At 72.6% G+C, this 18,393-nt stretch carries 18 protein-coding genes; 10 read left to right on the top strand and 8 right to left on the bottom strand.

Annotation, left to right across the window (positions count from 1 at the left end):
- The first annotated feature begins 26 nt into the window (after positions 1-26).
- Both WME96_RS39295 and WME96_RS39290 read left to right on the top strand, forming a co-directional pair.
- A complete protein-coding gene (locus WME96_RS39295) occupies positions 27-965 on the top strand; it encodes a hypothetical protein (RefSeq protein WP_437286689.1) in 939 nt (312 codons plus the stop codon).
- A gap of 89 nt (positions 966-1,054) precedes the next feature.
- Positions 1,055-2,254: a metallophosphoesterase gene (locus tag WME96_RS39290; RefSeq protein WP_437286688.1), complete on the top strand. Its 1,200-nt coding sequence runs from the start codon at positions 1,055-1,057 to the stop codon at positions 2,252-2,254.
- A gap of 103 nt (positions 2,255-2,357) precedes the next feature.
- On the opposite strand, the gene WME96_RS39285 is transcribed toward WME96_RS39290, so the two are convergent.
- Positions 2,358-3,044, bottom strand: coding sequence for a hypothetical protein (locus tag WME96_RS39285; RefSeq protein ID WP_437286687.1), 687 nt, complete (start codon positions 3,042-3,044; stop codon positions 2,358-2,360).
- Positions 3,045-3,175: 131 nt separating this feature from the next.
- Between WME96_RS39285 and WME96_RS39280 the strand changes: the two genes are divergently transcribed.
- Entirely contained in the window at positions 3,176-4,546 is a 1,371-nt protein-coding gene (locus tag WME96_RS39280) for an OmpP1/FadL family transporter (RefSeq protein WP_437286686.1), read from the top strand.
- Between the two features lie 28 nt (positions 4,547-4,574).
- Here the strand turns inward: WME96_RS39280 and WME96_RS39275 are convergent, their stop codons facing one another.
- The gene (locus WME96_RS39275; RefSeq protein ID WP_437286685.1) at positions 4,575-5,366 is read right to left on the bottom strand and encodes a response regulator transcription factor; all 792 of its coding nucleotides are present in this window, start codon (positions 5,364-5,366) and stop codon (positions 4,575-4,577) included.
- 59 nt (positions 5,367-5,425) lie between these two features.
- Here WME96_RS39275 and WME96_RS39270 point away from each other — a divergent pair, with 59 nt between their 5' ends.
- Genes WME96_RS39270 through WME96_RS39260 form a run of 3 tightly spaced genes read left to right on the top strand, consistent with a single transcriptional unit; the run spans position 5,426 to position 7,861 of the window.
- Complete coding sequence (locus WME96_RS39270) at positions 5,426-6,517, top strand: DsbA family protein (protein WP_437286684.1); 1,092 nt, start codon at positions 5,426-5,428, stop codon at positions 6,515-6,517.
- Positions 6,514-7,290 (top strand): 3'-5' exonuclease, encoded by a 777-nt coding sequence (locus WME96_RS39265; RefSeq protein ID WP_437286683.1) that lies wholly within the window; start codon positions 6,514-6,516, stop codon positions 7,288-7,290. The genes WME96_RS39270 and WME96_RS39265 overlap by 4 nt, the downstream gene beginning before the upstream one ends.
- Before the next feature lie 4 nt (positions 7,291-7,294).
- The gene (locus WME96_RS39260; RefSeq protein WP_437286682.1) at positions 7,295-7,861 is read left to right on the top strand and encodes a hypothetical protein; all 567 of its coding nucleotides are present in this window, start codon (positions 7,295-7,297) and stop codon (positions 7,859-7,861) included.
- A 113-nt stretch (positions 7,862-7,974) separates the two neighbouring features.
- Here the strand turns inward: WME96_RS39260 and folK are convergent, their stop codons facing one another.
- The 6 genes from folK to WME96_RS39230 form a co-directional block, all read right to left on the bottom strand.
- Complete coding sequence (folK, locus tag WME96_RS39255) at positions 7,975-8,472, bottom strand: 2-amino-4-hydroxy-6-hydroxymethyldihydropteridine diphosphokinase (protein WP_437286681.1); 498 nt, start codon at positions 8,470-8,472, stop codon at positions 7,975-7,977.
- Between the two features lie 112 nt (positions 8,473-8,584).
- The gene (locus WME96_RS39250) at positions 8,585-8,854 is read right to left on the bottom strand and encodes a hypothetical protein (RefSeq protein ID WP_437286680.1); all 270 of its coding nucleotides are present in this window, start codon (positions 8,852-8,854) and stop codon (positions 8,585-8,587) included.
- Between the two features lie 157 nt (positions 8,855-9,011).
- A complete protein-coding gene (gene gshB / locus WME96_RS39245; protein WP_437286679.1) occupies positions 9,012-9,971 on the bottom strand; it encodes a glutathione synthase in 960 nt (319 codons plus the stop codon).
- An 88-nt stretch (positions 9,972-10,059) separates the two neighbouring features.
- A complete protein-coding gene (locus tag WME96_RS39240) occupies positions 10,060-10,926 on the bottom strand; it encodes an anti-sigma factor family protein (protein WP_437286678.1) in 867 nt (288 codons plus the stop codon).
- Positions 10,923-11,609, bottom strand: coding sequence for a sigma-70 family RNA polymerase sigma factor (locus WME96_RS39235; protein ID WP_433930115.1), 687 nt, complete (start codon positions 11,607-11,609; stop codon positions 10,923-10,925). Before WME96_RS39235 ends, WME96_RS39240 begins: the two co-directional genes overlap by 4 nt.
- Positions 11,610-11,642: 33 nt before the next feature.
- A complete protein-coding gene (locus WME96_RS39230; protein ID WP_437286677.1) occupies positions 11,643-12,383 on the bottom strand; it encodes a polyhydroxyalkanoate synthesis regulator DNA-binding domain-containing protein in 741 nt (246 codons plus the stop codon).
- Positions 12,384-12,472: 89 nt separating this feature from the next.
- Between WME96_RS39230 and WME96_RS39225 the strand changes: the two genes are divergently transcribed.
- The 4 genes from WME96_RS39225 (at position 12,473) to WME96_RS39210 (ending at position 18,358) form a co-directional block, all read left to right on the top strand.
- Entirely contained in the window at positions 12,473-13,282 is an 810-nt protein-coding gene (locus WME96_RS39225; protein WP_437286676.1) for an ABC transporter ATP-binding protein, read from the top strand.
- Between the two features lie 80 nt (positions 13,283-13,362).
- Complete coding sequence (nuoH, locus tag WME96_RS39220) at positions 13,363-15,342, top strand: NADH-quinone oxidoreductase subunit NuoH (protein ID WP_437286675.1); 1,980 nt, start codon at positions 13,363-13,365, stop codon at positions 15,340-15,342.
- A gap of 50 nt (positions 15,343-15,392) precedes the next feature.
- Positions 15,393-17,195, top strand: coding sequence for a hypothetical protein (locus tag WME96_RS39215; RefSeq protein ID WP_437286674.1), 1,803 nt, complete (start codon positions 15,393-15,395; stop codon positions 17,193-17,195).
- Entirely contained in the window at positions 17,192-18,358 is a 1,167-nt protein-coding gene (locus tag WME96_RS39210; RefSeq protein WP_437286673.1) for a trypsin-like peptidase domain-containing protein, read from the top strand. Before WME96_RS39215 ends, WME96_RS39210 begins: the two co-directional genes overlap by 4 nt.
- Positions 18,359-18,393: the final 35 nt, after the last annotated feature.

The following is an 18,393-nucleotide window of genomic DNA, read 5'->3' as shown; positions in this document are numbered from 1 at the left end:
GCTTGTTCTTTTCTGGTGACCCTGGAATGAGCTACCAACGTGCCCTGCTGCTTCATGGTCTCGCGGCGCTCTCGATCGCCGCGGTCTCCGCGTGTGGGATGGCCCAGTCCGACGGATCGGCTGGCGACGACGCGGAGTACGCGGGGGGAGCGCCGGGCCAGGAGGGGTCCACCGGCTCGGGCGACAGCGCTCCGTTCGTGAGCGCCGGCGCCGGGGGGGACGATGGCCTCAGCGGGGGCGGCGGGGCCACCGCGGTGGAAGAGGACGTCAACATCCCCGCGGCGGGAGGGCCGCCGGATCCTTACACGCGCTTCGCTCACCTGTGCGGCGACGGCTGCACGCCGGGGGGCGATCCGAGCGAGTGCTCGTCGTCGGAGGGCGGCGCGGGCACGGGGATGTCCCCCGCGCCGATGCTGCACTGCCAGCTCGCGCTCGTCGACGGCGACGCGATTCCGAGCTGCCAGCCGGTGGGCCGCTTCGACAAGGGCGGCCCCTGTCACCGGGGCACGGACTGCGCGATCGGGCTGGGCTGCGCGGCGGTCGGCGGAGAGGGCGGCGTGTGCCGGCAATACTGCTGCGGCAACGTCGAGAGCTGCTCGCCTGGAACGTACTGCGACGAGCGGCCGATGGCCGAATCCATCCTCGAAGGCGGCGCTCCGGTCTCGATCCCAGTCTGCGTTCCCGCGGTGAACTGCGAGCTCCTGAACGACAGCGTCTGTCCGGCAGGGCAGACCTGCACGATCGTCCGCGAGGACGGGACGACGAGCTGCGTGACGCCCGGCGCCGGCCGGGCCAACGAGTCTTGCCCGTGCGCGCCCGGGTTCGTGTGCTCGATGCTGACGAACCAGTGCAAGCAGCTCTGCCGCATCGACGGGAGCGCGCGGGACTGCGGCGCAGGCGCCAAGTGCCAGGGCGGCAGCAGCGCCTACCCTCCGGGGTTCGGCGTGTGCGTCAACACGCTCTAGCTCCCCCGGCCCGTTAAAAAGTGTTGCCGATCTCCGCGCCGGCGTGGATCGGAGCGGCGGGCGCGCGCTGCCGTGGTCATGCTGGGCGCGTGCAGCGGCCTCTCCTCCCCTTCCTCCTCTTCATCGGTGTTTTCAGCGCCATCGTGGCCGGCGTCCACTACTACCTCTGGCAGCGCCTGATCCGCGCGCCCGATCTTGGCCCGCTCTGGCACCGCGTCGGCAGCGTGGCCCTGGTGGTGCTCGCGTTGCTCGTGCCGGTCGGCCTCTTCGTCACGCGCGCGCTCCCCCGGCACATCGGCAGCATCGTCGCGGGCGTCGTCTACACGTGGGTCGGCCTCGCCGTCCTCCTCTTCTTCCTCCTGCTCACCTCGGAGCTCGTCCGCCTCGGCGCCCACGGCGTCACGGCGCTCCTGAGCCAGCCGCCGCTCGACAGCGATCGCCGTACGTTCCTCTCGCGCGCCATCGCGGGCGCGGTCGGCGCGCTCGCGGTCGGCCTCGGCTTCGCCGGCGCCGCGAGCGCCCTCGGCGAGGTCGCCGTCCGCCCGGTGCGCGTCCGCCTCCGCCGTCTGCCCGCCGCCATGTCGGGCTTTCGCGTGGTTCAGCTCACGGACCTTCACATCGGTCCGACGATCGGACGGGAGTGGCTGGAGCGCGTCGTCGCGCGCGTGAACGCCCTCGAGCCGGATGTCGTCGCGATCACGGGAGATCTCGTCGACGGCTCCGTGGAAGAGCTCCGGGAGCACACCGCCCCGCTCGCCGACCTGCGCGCCAGGCACGGGGTCTTCTTCGTGACGGGCAATCACGAGTACTACTCCGGCGTCGAGGCCTGGATCGCGGAGCTCCGCCGGCTCGGCGTGAGGGTGCTCCGCAACGAGCGCGTCACGATCGGCCAGGGCGAGCTCAGCTTCGACCTGGCCGGGGTCGACGACTGGAGCTCCCGCAACATGGGCCGCGATCATGGCCCCGACCTCGCGCGCGCGCTCGCCGGGCGGGATCCTTCCCGGGAGCTCGTGTTGCTCGCGCACCAGCCCAAGCAGATCCTGGAGGCCGCGGAGCGCGGGGTCGGCCTGCAGCTCAGCGGCCACACCCACGGCGGCCAGATCTTCCCCTGGGGCCTCTTCGTGCGCCTCGATCAGCCCTACGTGGCCGGGCTGTCCTCCCACGGCGAGACCCAGATCTACGTGAGCCGCGGGACCGGCTACTGGGGCCCGCCGATGCGCGTCGGCGCGCCGTCCGAGATCTCGCTGATCGAGCTCGAAGGCACCGCCGCGGCCGAGGCCTTGGCCTAGGCCCGGCCCGGCGAGCTGCTGCGCGGCCCGAACCGTCGGCCGCGCTCGTTCGAGATCCCGCTGTGCTCCGGCGTCCGTCGACGGCGCCTGCGCTCCCGGGCGATCACGGGAGCGGGCGCGCCGGATCCCTGTCGCAGTTGATGACCGGCGCCGGGTAGCTGCTCGGATCGGTGATGCGCTCCATCGCGAACGTCGAGCCCTTGAGATCCAGGGCGATCGGCCTCGCCGCCGTGCCGGTCACATCGCCACAGACGAAGTCGGCGGGCGCGCAGAGGGCGCCGGTCAGCGTGATGGTTGCCTCGAGCTCGCTGCCGGAGATGGGGTTTGCGTTGCCTGGCACCACGAGCGTCGGAAGCTCCGCGGTGAACTGCCCGTCGGCGGACACCTCGTAGGGCCCGACGTCGATCGGCTCGCCCGTGGGCGTCTTGCGATCGGCGGCCTCCAGCGGCTGGAAGCTCAGCGAGAAGCTCAGGCCGCCGTCGCTCGCCTCGGTGGTCAGCTTGCTCAAGAAGACGATGGGGGCCCGTGGGCTGATATTCGCAGAAAGGCTGAAGAAGAAGTCGCCATCGGGGGCCCCTGCCTCCGGAAGGCAGTCGCCGCTCCCACCACCGCCGTTGCCACCGTTTCCGTCGCTGCCCCCGTCGCCGCTGGCCTGGTCTTCACGGATGGCGGTGTCGCGCGTCTGGAAGTCATCGTATCTGCCCTGCGGGTCGGCGCACCCGGCGAGGAGCGCGGCGCAGGAGAGGGTGGCAGAGGCGAGCGTTGTCCGGATGGGGCGGGAGAAAAGCATTTGACACCGTGCGAAAGGTGACATCTGACTCGATCGGGTCGAACGTCCCGCGAGCTGGCAGGTGACACACCCTACCACGCAGGTCTGTCGCAGGTGCGCGTTCCTCCGCCCCGTACCGAGAACACCCGGCCATGCTCATCCACCGCCACTGCATCGCGCTCTCCGTCGGCCTCCTCGGCGGCCTTGTCTGGACCGGGCCGGCGTTCGCCGGCGGCTTCGCGACCGCGCGGTTCGGCGGTGAGCACGGCAACCCGATCACCGGCAATCCGACCGCCGTTTATTACAACCCCGCGGGCCTCGCCGAGAGCGAGGGGATTCACCTGTTCCTGGACGGGACCTTCGCGCTGCGCGCCGCGTCCTACGCGCACACGCAGGCGGCGTCCGACGACGTGACGGTTCCGGAGGCGAACACCGGTGAGGCGCGCCTGCTCAACGAGGCCGCCTCGCCGATGCTCGGCGCGTCGGCCAGGTTCGGTGACCTGGCGCTGGGCGCCGGTATCTACGTGCCCTTCGGCGGCGCGGCGTCCTGGGGCAGGAACAGCGCCTTCGACGACAATGGCGATCTCGCGGGGCCCGTCGACGGCGTGCAGCGGTGGCACTCCATCGAGTCCTCGCTCCAGGCGATGTTCTTCACGCTCGCGGCGGCCTACAAGATCCCGGCGCTCCGCCTGAGCCTCGGCGCGTCGGGGAACCTGATCCGGACGCAGGTGAGCACCGTCCGCGCCCGCAACGCCTCCGGCGACAACCTCCTTGCCACCGAGGGGCGCTCGCTGCTCGAGGTGAGCGGGCTGCACGCGAGCTTCGGCGTCGGCGCGCTGATCGAGGCGATGCCGGAGAAGCTCTGGGTGGGCGCGTCGTACCAGTCGCGGCCGAACGTCACGGGGGGCGAGACGCTGGAAGGCACGCTGACCAACCGCTTCAACGGCGTGTCGAGCGCTCCGACCGCCGTCGAGCTTCACCAGGGGCTGCCCGATATCGTCCGGCTCGGCGCCCGCTTCGTCCCGGCGGAGCGCCTGGAGATCCGGCTCTTCGGCGACTGGACGCGGTGGAGCTCGATGGAAAACCAGTGCCTCACCCAGGTGGGCGCGTCGTGCGCGATCAGGAGCGACGGCTCCGCCGTCGACCCCGCCGGCGTGGTGCAGAACATCGTGCGGCGCTGGAACGACACGTTCGGCGTGCGCGCGGGCGTCAGCTACTGGCCGAAGCCCCCGGTCGAGCTCTTCGGCGGCGTCGGGTACGACTCCAACGCTGTGCCCGACGACACCCTGGATCCCTCGGCGACCGACTTTCACGATGTCTCGTTCGCCGTGGGGGGGCGCTTCGAGCTCGCGGAGAAGCTGCACCTCGCGGCGTCGTACACGCACCTGTTCTATGCGAGCCGGGACACCACGGGAAAGAGCATCACCGCTGGCCTGGCGGGCAACTCGAGGGCTCCCGACTCCGGCGGGGTTTACGCGCAGACCATCGGCGTGCTCAACGTCAACGTGGACGTCGGCTTCTGAGCGGCCAGCGGCGCCGCGGCGCGATGGCTCAGGAGGCGCCGCGCCGGGACCGGCGGAGCAGGCTGAAGATGCGCGCCCGGAGCTCGGGGGCGCGGAACGGCTTCACCATGTACTCGTCGGCGCCGCTGGCGAAGGCGTGGACCATGTCCTGCGACGAGGCGTTCGCGGTCAGGAAGAAGACGGGCAGATCGCGGAGCCCGGGATCCTGCCGCAGCGTCCGGCAGAGCTCGATGCCGGTCATCTTCGGGAGGTTCCAGTCGAGCACCACGAGGTGAAACGCCGAGCCGTGGACGTGTTCCAGCGCCTCCTCCGCGCTGGCGGCGGTGACGACGGCGAGCTCGACAGCCTCGAGCATCGTCGCGAGCATCCCGCGGACGTCCGGATCGTCGTCGACCACGAGGACCCGCGCGCCCTTGCCTCTCAGCCGGGGAGGTGAGGGCGCCCGGCCCGCTGCATCGACGTCGAGGTTGCCGTCCGGCGGCGCGGCGGGACGGACCTCGCCCGCGGCGCGGAGGAGCGCGGCCGCGTCGGTGTCGGGCATCGATCCAGGGCGGGTCGCCTCCGTCTGCGCGAAGTGGGCGAGGCGGCGCCAGTCGCGCGGCTCGAACGTGAGCCGCGCTCCCTCGGGCGAGATGCAAGCGCACGCTGCCGCCGACGTGGCGCGGCGGTTTTCGCCCAGCTCGAAGATGGCGAGCACCCACTCGCCGTCGGCGACCACCTCCCCCGCGGGCAGCCCGAGCTCGAGGTCGCCGTCCTCCGGATCGCACACGATTTGCTCGAACTGTTGCAGATCCGGGAAGCGGTAGAGGACGCTCCTCACCCGGCGACGCTACACCCGCGCTAGCATCTCGCAAAGGGTCCGACTAAGCTCGCGCCGCGATGTCATTCCTGCGCTGGATGCTGCCGCTCCTCGCGCTGTCTTCGATCAGCGTCACGGGCTGTCCTGGTAATTCGGGTTCGAGCGAGCCGAAACCCGCCCCGAGCCCGGAGGTTTCGGTCTCGCTCGCCGGTGTGGACACCTCCTCGCTCACGCCCCGCGAGCGTCGAGAGTGGGCCGCCCAGGTCTCCGAGCTCCTCTCGCCCTGTCCGGACACGCCCGTGAGCATCGCGCAGTGCGTGAAGGAGCAGCGGCCATGCAAGGCGTGCCTCCCCGCCGCGCAGCTCCTGCTCAAGCAGGTCAAGGACGGCCGGTCGAAGAAGGAGCGCGAGGACGCGTTCCACATGCGCTTCGACGCGAACAAGGTCCGGACGCTCGCCACGGACGGCTCGCCCGACATGGGGCCGCCCGACGCGCCGATCACGATCGTCGAGTGGGCCGACTTCGAGTGCCCGTTCTGCCGGCTCATGTCGCCGGTGCTCGAGGAGCTCGTGAAGCGCTTCGACGGGCAGGTGCGGCTGGTCTTCAAGTTCTACCCGCTCTCGGCGCACGTCCACGGCGAGCCCGCCGCCCGCGCCGCGATCGCGGCGCTCAACCAGGGCAAGTTCTGGGAGATGCACCACCTGCTCTTCGAGAACCAGGACAAGCTGGAGCAGGCCGACATCGAGCGCTACGCGCAGCGGCTCAAGCTCGACATGGTGAAGTTCCGCGCCGACCTGGTCTCGCCCGAGACCAAGGCGCGGATCGACAAGGACAAGAAGCAGGCGGACGAGGTCGGCCTGGACGGCACGCCCCTGGTCTTCGTCAACGGCCGCGAGGCCGACCTGCAGCTCCTCTCGAATCCGCCCGCGGATCTCGAGGAGTGGGTGAAGGTCGAGCTGGAACTCCTCGGCCACACCCCGCGGCCCGCGCCGCCGAAGCCGGCCGTCGCCCAGCCCGGCGCGACCGACGCGCCCGCTTCCGCGAGCGCGATCCCGGCCGCCAGCGCGAGCCCCGCCGCCGGCAGCAGCGCGCCCGCGGGCAGCGCGGCGCGCCCCGCGCCCTCTGCCGGACCGGCCCAGCCCGCCCAGCCCGCCAAGCCGAGGGAGCCGTGAAGGTCGCCGACCCGTGCGGCTGCTTCCCGACGGGCCGGCACTACCCTGGGATCGCGCACCTCCTCAAGGTGCGCGCCGTCGGCGTCGCGTCCGAGATCGATGCGGGCAGCGCCTGGATCGATCAGCCCATCGCCTTCATCGACGTCGAGACGACGGGGCGCGACCCCGCGGGGGATCGGATCATCGAGCTCGGCATCGTCATCGGCCGCGCTGGCGAGATCCTGACCCGCTACAACTGGCTCATCCATCCGGGGCGGCCGATCCCCGCGGAGAGCACCGCGATCCACGGGATCAAGGACGCGGACGTCGAGGGCAAGCCGTCGTTCGCGGAGGTCGCGGAGGAGATCCTCGTCTGCTTCAAGGGGGCGATCCCGGCGGCGTACAACGCCGCCTTCGATCGCTCGTTCCTCCTCTCCGAGCTCGAGCGCGTGGGCATGCGCCCGCGCGAGCCGCCGCCCGCCATGCGGCGGGAGGTCGACTGGATCGACCCGCTCACGTTCGCCCGTGAGCTCTACAAGAACGAGGAGAGCCGAGCCCTCGGCGACATGGCCGCGCGGCTCGGGATCACGCTGGACAAGGCGCACCGCGCGACGGACGACGCCGAGGCGGCGCTCCAGGTCCTCTACGCGCTGGCGAAGGATCCGCGGGTGCCTCGCGCCTACGGCGGCTTGATCCAGGAGCAGCGGCGGCTGGTTCGCCTGCAGGATGAAGCGCGGAAGCTCTGGCGGAAGGCTCCTGCCGCCGCTGCGCCTCCGACCTCGAAGCCGAGCTGACGTCATGGCCGACGGGCCGAAGCGACGCCTCCCGATCGTCGGCGGCGGTGCGCCCGGCGCGGCGCCTCGCCGCGATGCCACGGCCGCGCCGGAGAAGCGCAAGCTCCCCGTGCTGCAGAGCAGCGGCGACGAGGAGGGAGAAGACCGTCCGCCGTGGCACTGGATCGCGCTCGGGACGGTGGCGACGTTCATCGCGTGGCTGCCGCTCGCGGGGCTCGTCAACACGCTGCTGCGCCGGATGCTCGAGCGGGCTGGAGACGCCGAGGCGCCGACGCGAGTGCGGCTCGCGATGGTCGGGCTCAACGTGATCGCGTTCGCGCTCGCCGGCGTCGCCGGGGGTTACCTCGTCGGCCGGTTCGGCGGGCGCGCCGGGCGGCGCGAGGCGGCCGCGAGCGGGGCCGTCGTCGCGGCGCTGGCCTGGGCGCTCGCGCTCGCCGAGGGCGCGCCGGCGGGCGCGCTGGGGTGGGCGCTGCTGCTCGTCGTGATGGTCGCGATCGGCAGCGCGGCGTCGTACGCCGGCGGCAGCGCGGGGCTCCGGGCTCGATCCGGCGGGGCACCTCGCCCGAGCTGAGCGCGCGCTCGGGCGCCGCCGCGGCCGGCCGTCGCCGCGGCCGGCCGTCACGTGCGCCGGCTAGACCAGCGCCACGGCGCGCGCCGCCGGGGCGCGCAGATCGAGCGCGCCGTTCAGCCCGGATCGAGCCGGCGAATGGGCGCGCTCGCCTCGGCGAGCGAGGCATACGCGAGGGCCGTGCGCGGGTCGCGCGCGTCGGGGGCCACGTCGAGCAGCGGCCTCAGCGCGAAGACCCGCTCGCACAGCCGCGGGTGTGGCACCTCGAGGTCCGGCTCCGCGACGGCCTCGCCCTCCATCCAGAGCAGATCCAGATCGATCGTCCGCGGGCCCCACCGCACCGGATCGGGGCGCGTCCGCCCGAGCGAACGCTCCACGGCGAGCGTGCGCTCGAGGATCTCACGCGCGGACAGCGAGGTGGCGACGAGCACCGCGGCGTTCACGTAGTCGCCTTGCGGCGGGCCACCTGCGGGCGGCGACTCGTAACGCGGCGACTCGCGGACCACCTCGATGTCGGGATCGGCGTCGAGCGCCGCGACGGCGGCGCGGATCGTCGCCAGGCGATCGCCCATGCTCGACCCCAGCCCGATGACGACGCGTCGATGAGACCTCATGGCGAGAACCTACCACGCTGCTCCAGGCTGCTCGCGACGCTCGGCGTCGGGTCAGCGAGCGCCGGGCACCGTGGACCTCGCGCCGGCGCGATGATCCGCGCGAGCCTCGCGATCACTCCCGCGGGTCGGTGGCGCGGCGTCCGGCTCCGAGCCGCCGGCCTTCGGGACGCGGGGGGAAGACGCGCCGATCCTCGGGGTTGCGGCGCGGGATCGGGGAGCGGCGCTCGACGGACGTGTCGCCCTGCGCCGGCGGCCCGCCGCGCTGGAGGCCCACGAACAGCTCGCGCATCTCCTCGAACGTCTCCGGCATGGCGGCGGCGACGGTCGCCGCGTGCGACCGGCACAGGCTCAGCGAGCGCCCCTGGATGACCACGCGGGCCATCCGCGTCCTCGCGCGAGTATCCCCGGACGGCGCGCCCTCCCGGCCGTCCAGCTCGCGATCTTCACATACGGCACATCGCTCGAATGACTCGCCCATACGGGAGCCTTCGCAGAAACCGGACCTCCGGGCCAACTTCCGGACGCCCAGGCGCGGCCAGTCACCCGCGCGCCCGGCCGCGCGCCCGCTCTTCGGCCCAGGCGATCACCCGCTCGGCGGGATCGGTGCCGGTGAAGCGGCCGAGCTCCTGGATGCCCGTCGGGCTCGTGACGTTCACCTCGGTCAGGCGCTCGCCGATCACGTCGAGGCCCACGAAGAAGAGGCCGTCGGCGCGCAGGCGAGGCGCGACCGCCCGGACGAGATCGCGCTCGCGCGGCGTCAGCTCCGTCGAGACAACGCGCCCGCCGACATGGATGTTCGAGCGGTGGTCGTCGTCGCGCGGAACCCGGAGGATGGCGCCGAGCGGCTCGCCGTCGAGCAAGAGGACGCGCTTGTCACCCTGGACGACCGCGGGGAGGTATTCCTGCACCATCGCGAGGCGGTGCCCCTCGCTCGTCATCATGTCCGCGATCGCGCGCGCGTTCTTGTCGCGCTCGCTGATCTGCAGCACGCCGAGGCCGCCCGCGCCGTCCAGCGGCTTGATCACCGCCGTGCCGCCGAGGTCGCGGACGAACGCGTGGATCTGCTCGCGATCGGCGGTGACCAGCGTCCTCGGCGTCCACTCGGGGAAGTTCAGCGCGTAGAGCTTCTCGTTGGCGTCGCGCAGCCCGCGCGGGTCGTTCACGATGAGCGGGCAGCGCCGCGCGCGCTCCAGGATCAGCGTCGCGTACAGGTAGCTGCGATCGAACGGCGGGTCCTTGCGGATGAAGATCGCGTCGACGTCCGCGAGGCGGAGCCGGCGCGGGCCGCCCGCGAGGTCGAGCGAGATGTACGGGGGCGCGTCGCCGATGATCACCGGGGTCGTCGAGGCGTGCGCCTCGCCGCCCTCGATCGAGAGGTCGCGCGGCAGGCAGTGGTAGCTCTCGTGTCCGCGCGCCTGCGCCGCTCGGATGAAGGCGAACGACGTGTCCTTGTCGTGCGCCACGCGGCTCAGCGGATCCATGACGAAGACGAAGCGCATGCGGTCTCTCGCGGGTTGGGGTGGTCGAGGGGAGGGGTGAGGGGAGGGGCGGAGACGGACGCGCCCGCTCGGGCGGGCGCGGGCGCGGTCACTGCATCGCAGCGAGGACGAGCTGCGTGCTGAGGTCGTCGCCGAGATCCGAGGCGAGCGCGTAGCCGACGCCGCTGCGCTCGGCGGCGACGACCGAGTAGCCGTTGATCTTGCCCACGTAGACGGGGCGCTCCCGCACGACGCGCGGCTGGAGGATCGGCTGCGCCTTCTGCACCGGGACCGCGCGCGAGTTGAACAGGTACACCGTCACGCGGTGGTTGCCCCTCACGACATACTGGAGCAGCGCGGCGCGCCGGTCGCGCATCGTGTGCACGCGGGCGCCCATGAAGTTCACGGGCATCGACTGGAACTCCGGCCTGCGGACCGGCACGCCGACGAACGGATCGAAGCGCGGCAGGTCCTCCGGGTTGGTCGTCTCCGGCGGCAGCGGCTGGGCGTGCTGGGTGACGAGGTCGTCGAGCAGGATCTCGACGCTCTCGGCGCGCGCCGCGTCGGCCTCCATCTTCGTGGGGCTCTTCGCGGCCTCCGGCGGCGGCGCGGCGGCTCGCTGCCGCGTCACGCCCACCATGAACACGACGCCCGCGGCCACGGCGAGCGCGGCGGCGTAGCCCCTGTGCATGAGGCGCGGCCTCGCCTCGAACGACTGCGCCGTCTCGCGCGCGTGCTCGTGCGCGATCGACGCCGCGACGCGCGCCCGCAGCGCGTTCGGGCACGCCGGGGGCTTCGACCGCTTCAGGCTCGCGCGCAGCGAGCGCAGCACCTTCACCTGCTCGAAGCACGGCGGGCACTGGACGAGGTGGGACTCGAGGTCCACCGCGTGATCCGGATCCAGCTCGCCGTCGACGTAGGCCGACAGCGCGTACTCGAACTGCGCACAGCTCTCGATCGACTTCGCGGCGCTCATGCGACACCCCGCTTCCGCTTGCGGTACGCGTCCAGGTCGGCGGGCGCCTCCTTCGGTGCGTCGGCGCTGACGATGCCCATCAGGACCGCGTGCTCGCGCAACGTCTTCTGGAGGAGCTTGCGGCCCCGGTGCAGCCGCGACATCACCGTGCCGATGGGGCAGCCCATCGCCTCGGCGATCTCCTTGTAGGAGAGCTCCTCGATGTCCGAGAGCACCACCGCGAGGCGGAACTCCTCGGGCAGCTCGTCGAGGGCGCGCTGCACCTCGGCCTCGATGAGCGGCGTGAGCGCCTGGGTCTCCGGATCGCGCATCGCGCGCATCGTCGTCGCACCGACCCAGCCGTCGGTGAGCGGCTCGGCGTCAGGGCCCTCGAAGATGCCTCGCTCGAGGCCCCCGCGCCGGTACCGGTTGATGAACGTGTTCGTCAGGATCCGGAGCAACCAGGCCTTGAGGTTGGTGCCGGGCTCGAACTGATCCCGGGCGCGCATCGCCTTGACGATGGTGTCCTGGACCAGATCCTCCGCCTCGGTCGAGCTCTTGGTCATCCTGCAGCTCACGCCGTACAGCGTGTCCAGATGACCGAGCAGCTCGACCTCGAAGGCGTCCGCGCGCCCCCCCTCGCTGCTGGATAACGACAGGTCCTGCGCTACGGACGCAGGTTTCTTGCTGAAGAAGAACGGCATGGGATCGACGGGGGAACAGAGGGGCGGTCAGGACTATTCCGGCCTGCTCTCGCCCCCCTGCCCCTCGCCCGCGGGCTCGTCCGTGGCGGAGCCGGCCTGGAGGGGAGCGGTGCCCTCGATCTGCTCACCCGCGCGTCCCTGGAGCTTCGCCTCCAGCTCGTCAATGCGCTGCGAAAGGCGCTTGACATCGGCCTGGAGATCGCGGACCAGCCCGAGACCCGGCAGGATCGACAGGATGCGATCGTCGACGGCCTGCTGCCACTGATCGAGCGTCTGCTTCGAGCTCTCGACGATGCCGCTCAGGCGGCCCTTCGCGTGGCTCGACCTGTCCGCGTCGAGCGGCGGGGGCGGCTGGGACGGCGACGCGGAGGCCGCCTGCTCCGGCGCGGGCGCCTGCGGCGCGCCCGGCGCTGCAACCCCGCCCTCCCCGGGGACCGCGCCGGGGATGAGCCGGCCGATCGGCCCCTCGCGGAGCTGCGAGAGCAGCCGCTCGCCTCGCTCCTGGATCAGATCCCTCAGCGTGCCGAGCGGAACCGAGCGCGGCTGCGACTTGAGGTCCTCCGAGATGATCAGCGCCAGCGTGACCTCGGTCTTGTCCTCCTTGGTCGCGTTGTCGATGATCTGGACCTCCTCGCCGGCCCGCACCATCTCCCCGATCTGTTGCAGGGTGACGTAGCGACTGTCCTTCGTGTCGTAGAGCTTCCGATTGGAGTAGCGCTTGATAACGCGACGCGGTACCTCGCCGCTGCCCAGGGTCTCCTTCGCCGTTTCCATCTCCTCTACGCCTCGAGTCGATTGGACCACCGCTAGAAACCTCGCGCAAGGAAAGATCACTCGATATCACTCGATAAAAGAGGCGGCGCTTGAAGGAGCCGGCGATCGAGCTGCGTGACGTGACCGCGAGCTATCCCACCGGGAGGCTGGCGCTGGAAGGGATCAGCCTGGCGGTGCGCGCGGGCGAGCTCTGCGCCGTCCTGGGGCCGAACGGCGCCGGAAAGTCGACGCTGGTCCGCGTCCTGTCCGGGGCCCTGCGGCCGGCGCGGGGGGAGGCGAGCCTGCTGGGAAGGCCGCTCGGCGGCATGGACCGGCGGGCGATCGCGCGGTGCGTGGCGGTCGTGCCCCAGGGCATCGCCTCGGCGCCCGGGTTCACGGTGCGCGAGGTCGTGATGATGGGCCGCGCGCCCCACCAGGGCGCGTGGATGCGCGCCTCCGGCCGCGACGAGGTGGCGGTCGCCCGCGCCCTCGGCGCCTGCGACCTCGTCGAGCTCTCGGGGCGGCCGGTGGCCGAGCTGTCCGGCGGCGAGCAGAAGCGGGTCGCCATCGCCCGGGCGCTCGCGCAGGAGGCGCAGGTGCTGATCCTCGACGAGCCGGGGGCCCACCTCGACATCCGCCACTCGATCGAGGTCCACGAGGTCGTGCGCAGGGAGGTGGCCGAGCGGCGCCTCGCCTGCGTCGCCGTGCTGCACGACCTCAACGCGGCGGCCCAGTACGCCGACCGGGTGGCGCTCCTCAAGGGCGGGCGGCTTGTCGCGCAGGGCACCATCGAGGAGGTGATGACCTACCGCCGCCTCAGGGACGTGTTCGAGGCAGAGCTCTACGTGGGGGTGAACGAGCTCGACGGCAGCCGGTACTTCCTCCCCGTCCGGGGCGCGCCCGGCGTGCCGGTTCGCTGATCAGCGCCGCCCGCGGCGGGGGCCGAGCGCGATCCTCCGCAATCTCGACCGTTTGCGCGGCGCGGTTTATAAGCGGCGCCATGCGCGGATCTCCACCCTGGAGAGCTCTCCCTCGAGGCTTCCTCCCGTGCCTGCTCGCCCTGGTCGCGCTCCTCGGCGCGGCCGGCTGCGCCCGGAGCCGGACGGCGCCCGAGCTCCTGAACGTGATCGACGTCGTGCCGCGCGAGGTCGACCTCGGCGACCGCATCGAGATCCTCGGGACCAACCTGCCCACCGCCGAGGCGAAGGAGGCGGTCGTCACGTTCCGCGGGACGCTGCGGCGCCCGGGCCAGGCGCCGCTCACCGATCAGAGCATCGAGATCGACGACGCGCAGGTCAGCAGCAGCAAGGTCTCGCTGGTCTTCTCCGAGGGGCTGCAGGCGCGCTTCGCCGGCCGCGGCGACGACGCGGTGCACACGACCTTCCACGGCGACGTCGTCGTCGAGATCCCCGCGACCACGCAGGGGGCGCTCCCCGTGGCGGGCACGGTGCGGGGCGTCACGCTCGACTTCATCCCGCCGACCCCGCGGCGCGCCGTCATCGAGGCGCGCGAGAAGGAGGGGGCGCGCGCGCTCGCGTTCCTCGGCGTCGAGGTCGCGGCCGAGTCGCCGCCGTCCGGCGGGCTCGTCGTGACGGGCGTGCGCGACGCGAGCCCGGCGAGCCGGGCGCAGATCGCCCCGGGCGACATCATCACGAGCTTCGAGGGCGTGAAGGTCCTCTCGAGGGGCGACGTGATCCCGAGCGGCCACGAGCGGCTGTCGACGGTCGGGATCCGGCGGGGCAGCGCGACCCCGTCCCAGGTCCAGGTCTCGACCGAGGGATTCCACGCGAGCGCGCCGACCGACCTGCTCGGCGCCGGGATCATCCTCGGCGTGGCCGCCGCGATCATCCTGCTCTTCATGGCCCCGACCGCGGGGATCATCACCTGGGTCGAGCGCCGCGTCTCGGCGCGCATGCAGTCCCGCATCGGGCCGAACCGCGCCGGGCCGCAGGGCTTCCTCGTGTGGATCGCCGACGGGATCAAGTCGATCCTCAAGGAGGACGTCATCCCCGCGGAGAGCGACAGGGTGCTCTTCCGGCTCGCGCCCTACCTCGTGTTCGTCGGCGTGTCGGCGACGTTCGTGGTGATGCCGTTCGGCCAGTACCTCATCGCGGCCGACCTCGACATCGGCATCCTCTTCGTCATCGCCGTGACCTCGCTCGTCACGATCGGCCTCATGACCGGCGGCTGGGCGTCGAACAACAAGTGGTCGCTCCTCGGCGGGATCCGCTCGGCGGCGCAGATCATCAGCTACGAGATCCCCGGCGCGGTCGCGATCGTGTGCATCGTCATGATGACCGGGTCGCTGCGCCTTCAGGACATCATCGGCGCGCAGGGCGGCACGGGGGCCTCGTTCCTCGACGTGGGCGGCTGGCCCTGGTACTGGTTCGTCTTCCGCAACCCGATCACGTTCGCGCTGTTCTTCCTGTACTTCACGACGGCGCTGGCGGAGGGCAACCGCGCGCCGTTCGACCTGCCCGAGGCGGAGAGCGAGCTCGTCGCCGGCTACTCGACCGAGTACTCGGGCATGCGGTACCTCTTCTTCTTCTTCGCCGAGTGGGCGAACGTCTTCGTGATGTGCGGCATCGCGAGCGCGCTCTTCCTCGGCGGCTGGCAGATCCCCGGCGTCTCGCCGGCCCAGCAGGAGGCGAGCTTCGGACTCCAGCTCCTCGGTGTTTTCCTCTTCCTGCTGAAGAGCTGGCTGCTCGTCTTTGTCGTCATCTGGATCCGCTGGACGCTGCCGCGCGTCCGGATCGACCAGATGATGAACCTCTGCTGGAAGTGGTTCGTCCCGCTCTCGTTCGGGGCCTTCCTTCTGACGGCGCTCTGGATGGTGATCGGCGTCAGCAAGACGGTCCAGCTCGTCATCAGCGTGGTCACCTTCGCCGTCTGGGCCTACCTGCTCATCCACTTCATTCGCAGGGTCCAGTACAACCTGCGGCAGGCCAAGGTCGCGCTCCACCTGAATCCGTTCCTGTGAGAGCAAACCCCGGTGCCACCTCGGCCTTGCGCTGAGGTATGCTGTCGGGCGTGGCGGTCCCGTCGAGCCCGGCCTCCGATTTCTGCGCGGCGTGCGGCTTCCCGCTGCGCGGGCCGCGGTGCGAGGCGTGCGGGGTCGACCGCTCGCCGGCGATCTCGCGCAAGCCGCCGCCCGCGGACGCCGACTGGGACGGGAGCTCGGTAGAGGCCTGGCGCGCGCGTGATCCGGTGCGCTTCGTGTCCCACTGCGCGTCGGCGGAGGCCGGGACGAGCGTCCAGGCGACGACGCTGCAGGAGGGCGTGGGGTGGATCGTGCCGCTCGGGGCGGCGACGCTGTTCGTCGCGCTCGACGCGGCGAACGAGCGGGTGTCGATCGACGTCCCGGTCGCGCGCGTCGCGGAGCGGCAGCGGGTGCCGCTCCTCCGGGCGGCGCTCGAGCTCTCCGGCGGCCCCGAGCCCTTCCGGCTCTGCCTCCGGGACGATCTGCTGCTGCTCCGCCGCGTGGGCCGCGTCGCCGCGTTCACGCCGGAGGCGCTGCGCCTCGCGCTGCGCGAGAGCGGCGAGGCGGCAGAGCGGCTCGGGGCGACGATGGCCGCCTGGTTCGACGCGCGACCGCCGTTCTCGGAGGAGCAGCGCGCGAGCCTGACGTGGGCGTCGGCCGGCCGCGCGCGACCCCTGAAGAGCTTCTCCATCCCGCCGACGCCGGGCCGCCCGCCGAGCGCTCCGTCGGTGCGGGCCGTCGCGCCCCCGCCGCCGATCTCGGCGGTGCGGACGCCGCACGAGGAGCACTCGGCGTGGGCCGCGCCCCCGCTGCCGCGCCTGCCGGAGTCGGTCGCGCGCCCCATCCGCGACGCGGACGCGATCCCCGACATCCTGTCGCCGTCGCTGGCGTCCGTCCCGGCGCCGACGTCGATGGCCGCGTCGGCGAGGAACGGCGGCGCGCCGTCGGCCAAGGCCGGCATCCTCCCGCCGGCGCACGACGGCGGCGCCGCGTCGAAGGCGATCAGCAGCGTGGCGATCCCTGGGCCCGAGGCCGGCGCCGCGAAGCCGGCCCCGGCGACCGCGGCCCCGCTCTCGGGGGAGCACGCGCCGGCCGCGGACACGCCGGCGCAGATCAGCGATCGCCGCAGCGCGCGCACCGTGCCCTTTCGCCGCTCGAACTCCAGCGTGATGGCCGCCGTGACGACCCCGGTGTCGGTGCGCCCGCCCGCGCTGCCGGAGGTCGAGATCGACCCGCCGTCGCGCCAGAACATCCCGTCCCGCCCCGAGTCGACGAACACGCCGGCGGACCGGTTCTGCCAGCTGCTCCGGGACGCGCAGGTGCTCGGCACGGCGCTCAGCTTCCAGGAGCGGCCGGGCGTCATGGTGCTCCTCATCCGGTGCACCGTGTTCCGGGCGATCTACGAGTACGGCGACACGATGCCGGACGCGGTGGCGCACCTCTACCGCTGCACGGCGGCCGCGACCCGCGAGCTCATCCAGGCCGAGGGCGGGCGCCGCGGGGGCACGGCCGGGGTCGCGGAGCCGGCGTTCCTCGCGATGGAGCGCCTCGTGACGCTGCGCGGGCAGGTGGCGGAGGAGAAGCCGCTGCACGTCGATCCGCTCACCACGGCGGCGCTCGCGCGCGAGCACCTCGGCCGCTACCTGCGGGAGATCGAGCGCGCGCCGGCCGACCCGATGCTCCGCCACTTCCTCGCGATCGGCGCCCTCTCGGAGCTGCTCGTGCGCACGAAGCTGCCCGTCAAGACGGAGCAGCGGCTGCGCGACATCGTCGCCTACGCGCAGCGCGACGGCGCGAAGCCCGGCACGATCGATCTGCTGATGACGGCGCTCTCGAGGATCGTCGCCCAATGACGTCGCAGCTCGCGCCGCACGGCGACGGCGATCTGGCCCTGCTCCACGAGCGGGTCGCCCGCGCGCGCCGCTCGATCGTGGCGATCCGCGCCGGCGCGCTCGTCACGACCGGCTGGGTGGCGCTCGGCAACGGCGTCGTGGTGACGAGCCGGCGCGGGCTCGGCTATCCGACGGACGTCGCGCTGACGCTCGAGGACGGGCGGAGCATGGCGGGGCGCGCGATCGCCGTCGACGTGGGGCGCGACGTGGCGATCGTCGCGCCGGGCGAGCCGCCGGGCGTCGCGGCGCTCGCCGTGCGCGCCTCGGCGGAGCCGCGGCTCGGCGAGCGCGTCGCCGTGCTGAGCTGCCTGCCGGGGCAGAGCCTGCGCCTCGCCGTCGCCAGGGTGTGCCACGTGGCGCGCAAGGTCGACGGGCAGCTCCCCGCGTTCGAGCTCGACGTGGCGGCCCCGCTCGGCGCGCCGGTGCTCGACCCGGAGGGGCGCGTGCTCGGGGTGGTGGCGGCGCCGTCCGGCGTCGCGGGAGAGCTCCCGGGCCACAGCGTCGTGCTGCCGGCGGGCTCGTTCCAGCCGCTGCTCGCCTCGGCGGACCGGCCGCTGGTCGAGCTCCGGGAGAGGGCGCCCGTCTACCGCTGCCCGGCGTGCGACGAGCCGTTCGACGTCGAGAGCGATCGCTGCCTGGGCTGCGGCCGGCTGCTGCCGCACGCGTTCGCGCCGGCCCCGGCCCGCGCAGGGGTCGAGCGGGTGATCCGCCAGGGCCTGTCGGCGCTCGGGATCATCGCCAACCGGGCGCGCGTCGGCCCGAGGACGTGGCGCATCGCGCAGCGCCCGTTCCCGGCGGCGGAGACGGCGACGCAGGTGGACGTCGAGATCGACGAGGCGGGGCGCCTGCTGACGCTGCGCGCGCCGGTCGTCGGCCTGCCGGCGGCGAACCACGAGCCGTTCTACCGGTTCCTGCTCACGATGAACGACCAGACCACGGGGGAGTTCCGCGTGTCGATCACCGGCGACGAGGTCTCGGTCTCGTGCGTGGCGTCGCTGGAGGGCTTCTCGGACCACGACGCGGCGCTGCTGATCGACGGGCTCGTCCAGATGGCCGACGAGTACCGCCGGACCCTCGCCGAGACCTTCGAGGCGGCGCCGCGCTTCGAGTCGGCGCTGCGCTGAGTGGAGCGCCGCGACCGGCGAGGCGCGGGCGAGCC

The sequence above is a fragment of the Sorangium sp. So ce406 genome, from assembly GCF_051474675.1.
GTDB classification, from domain to species: domain Bacteria; phylum Myxococcota_A; class Polyangia; order Polyangiales; family Polyangiaceae; genus Sorangium; species Sorangium cellulosum_G.
The sequence above is the reverse complement of the archived record's forward strand: the minus strand, read 5'-3'. Positions and strand labels throughout refer to the sequence as shown.

Coding starts and splice junctions, on each gene's coding strand:
- WME96_RS39210 (WP_437286673.1), top strand. CDS start 17,192: ATGACGTCGCAGCTCGCGCCGCACGGCGACGGCGATCTGGCCCTGCTC.
- WME96_RS39280 (WP_437286686.1), top strand. CDS start 3,176: ATGCTCATCCACCGCCACTGCATCGCGCTCTCCGTCGGCCTCCTCGGC.
- WME96_RS39250 (WP_437286680.1), bottom strand. CDS start 8,854: ATGGCCCGCGTGGTCATCCAGGGGCGCTCGCTGAGCCTGTGCCGGTCG.
- nuoH (WP_437286675.1), top strand. CDS start 13,363: ATGCGCGGATCTCCACCCTGGAGAGCTCTCCCTCGAGGCTTCCTCCCG.
- WME96_RS39230 (WP_437286677.1), bottom strand. CDS start 12,383: ATGGAAACGGCGAAGGAGACCCTGGGCAGCGGCGAGGTACCGCGTCGC.
- WME96_RS39270 (WP_437286684.1), top strand. CDS start 5,426: ATGTCATTCCTGCGCTGGATGCTGCCGCTCCTCGCGCTGTCTTCGATC.
- WME96_RS39285 (WP_437286687.1), bottom strand. CDS start 3,044: ATGCTTTTCTCCCGCCCCATCCGGACAACGCTCGCCTCTGCCACCCTC.
- WME96_RS39240 (WP_437286678.1), bottom strand. CDS start 10,926: ATGAGCGCCGCGAAGTCGATCGAGAGCTGTGCGCAGTTCGAGTACGCG.
- gshB (WP_437286679.1), bottom strand. CDS start 9,971: ATGCGCTTCGTCTTCGTCATGGATCCGCTGAGCCGCGTGGCGCACGAC.
- WME96_RS39260 (WP_437286682.1), top strand. CDS start 7,295: ATGGCCGACGGGCCGAAGCGACGCCTCCCGATCGTCGGCGGCGGTGCG.
- folK (WP_437286681.1), bottom strand. CDS start 8,472: ATGAGGTCTCATCGACGCGTCGTCATCGGGCTGGGGTCGAGCATGGGC.
- WME96_RS39235 (WP_433930115.1), bottom strand. CDS start 11,609: ATGCCGTTCTTCTTCAGCAAGAAACCTGCGTCCGTAGCGCAGGACCTG.
- WME96_RS39295 (WP_437286689.1), top strand. CDS start 27: ATGAGCTACCAACGTGCCCTGCTGCTTCATGGTCTCGCGGCGCTCTCG.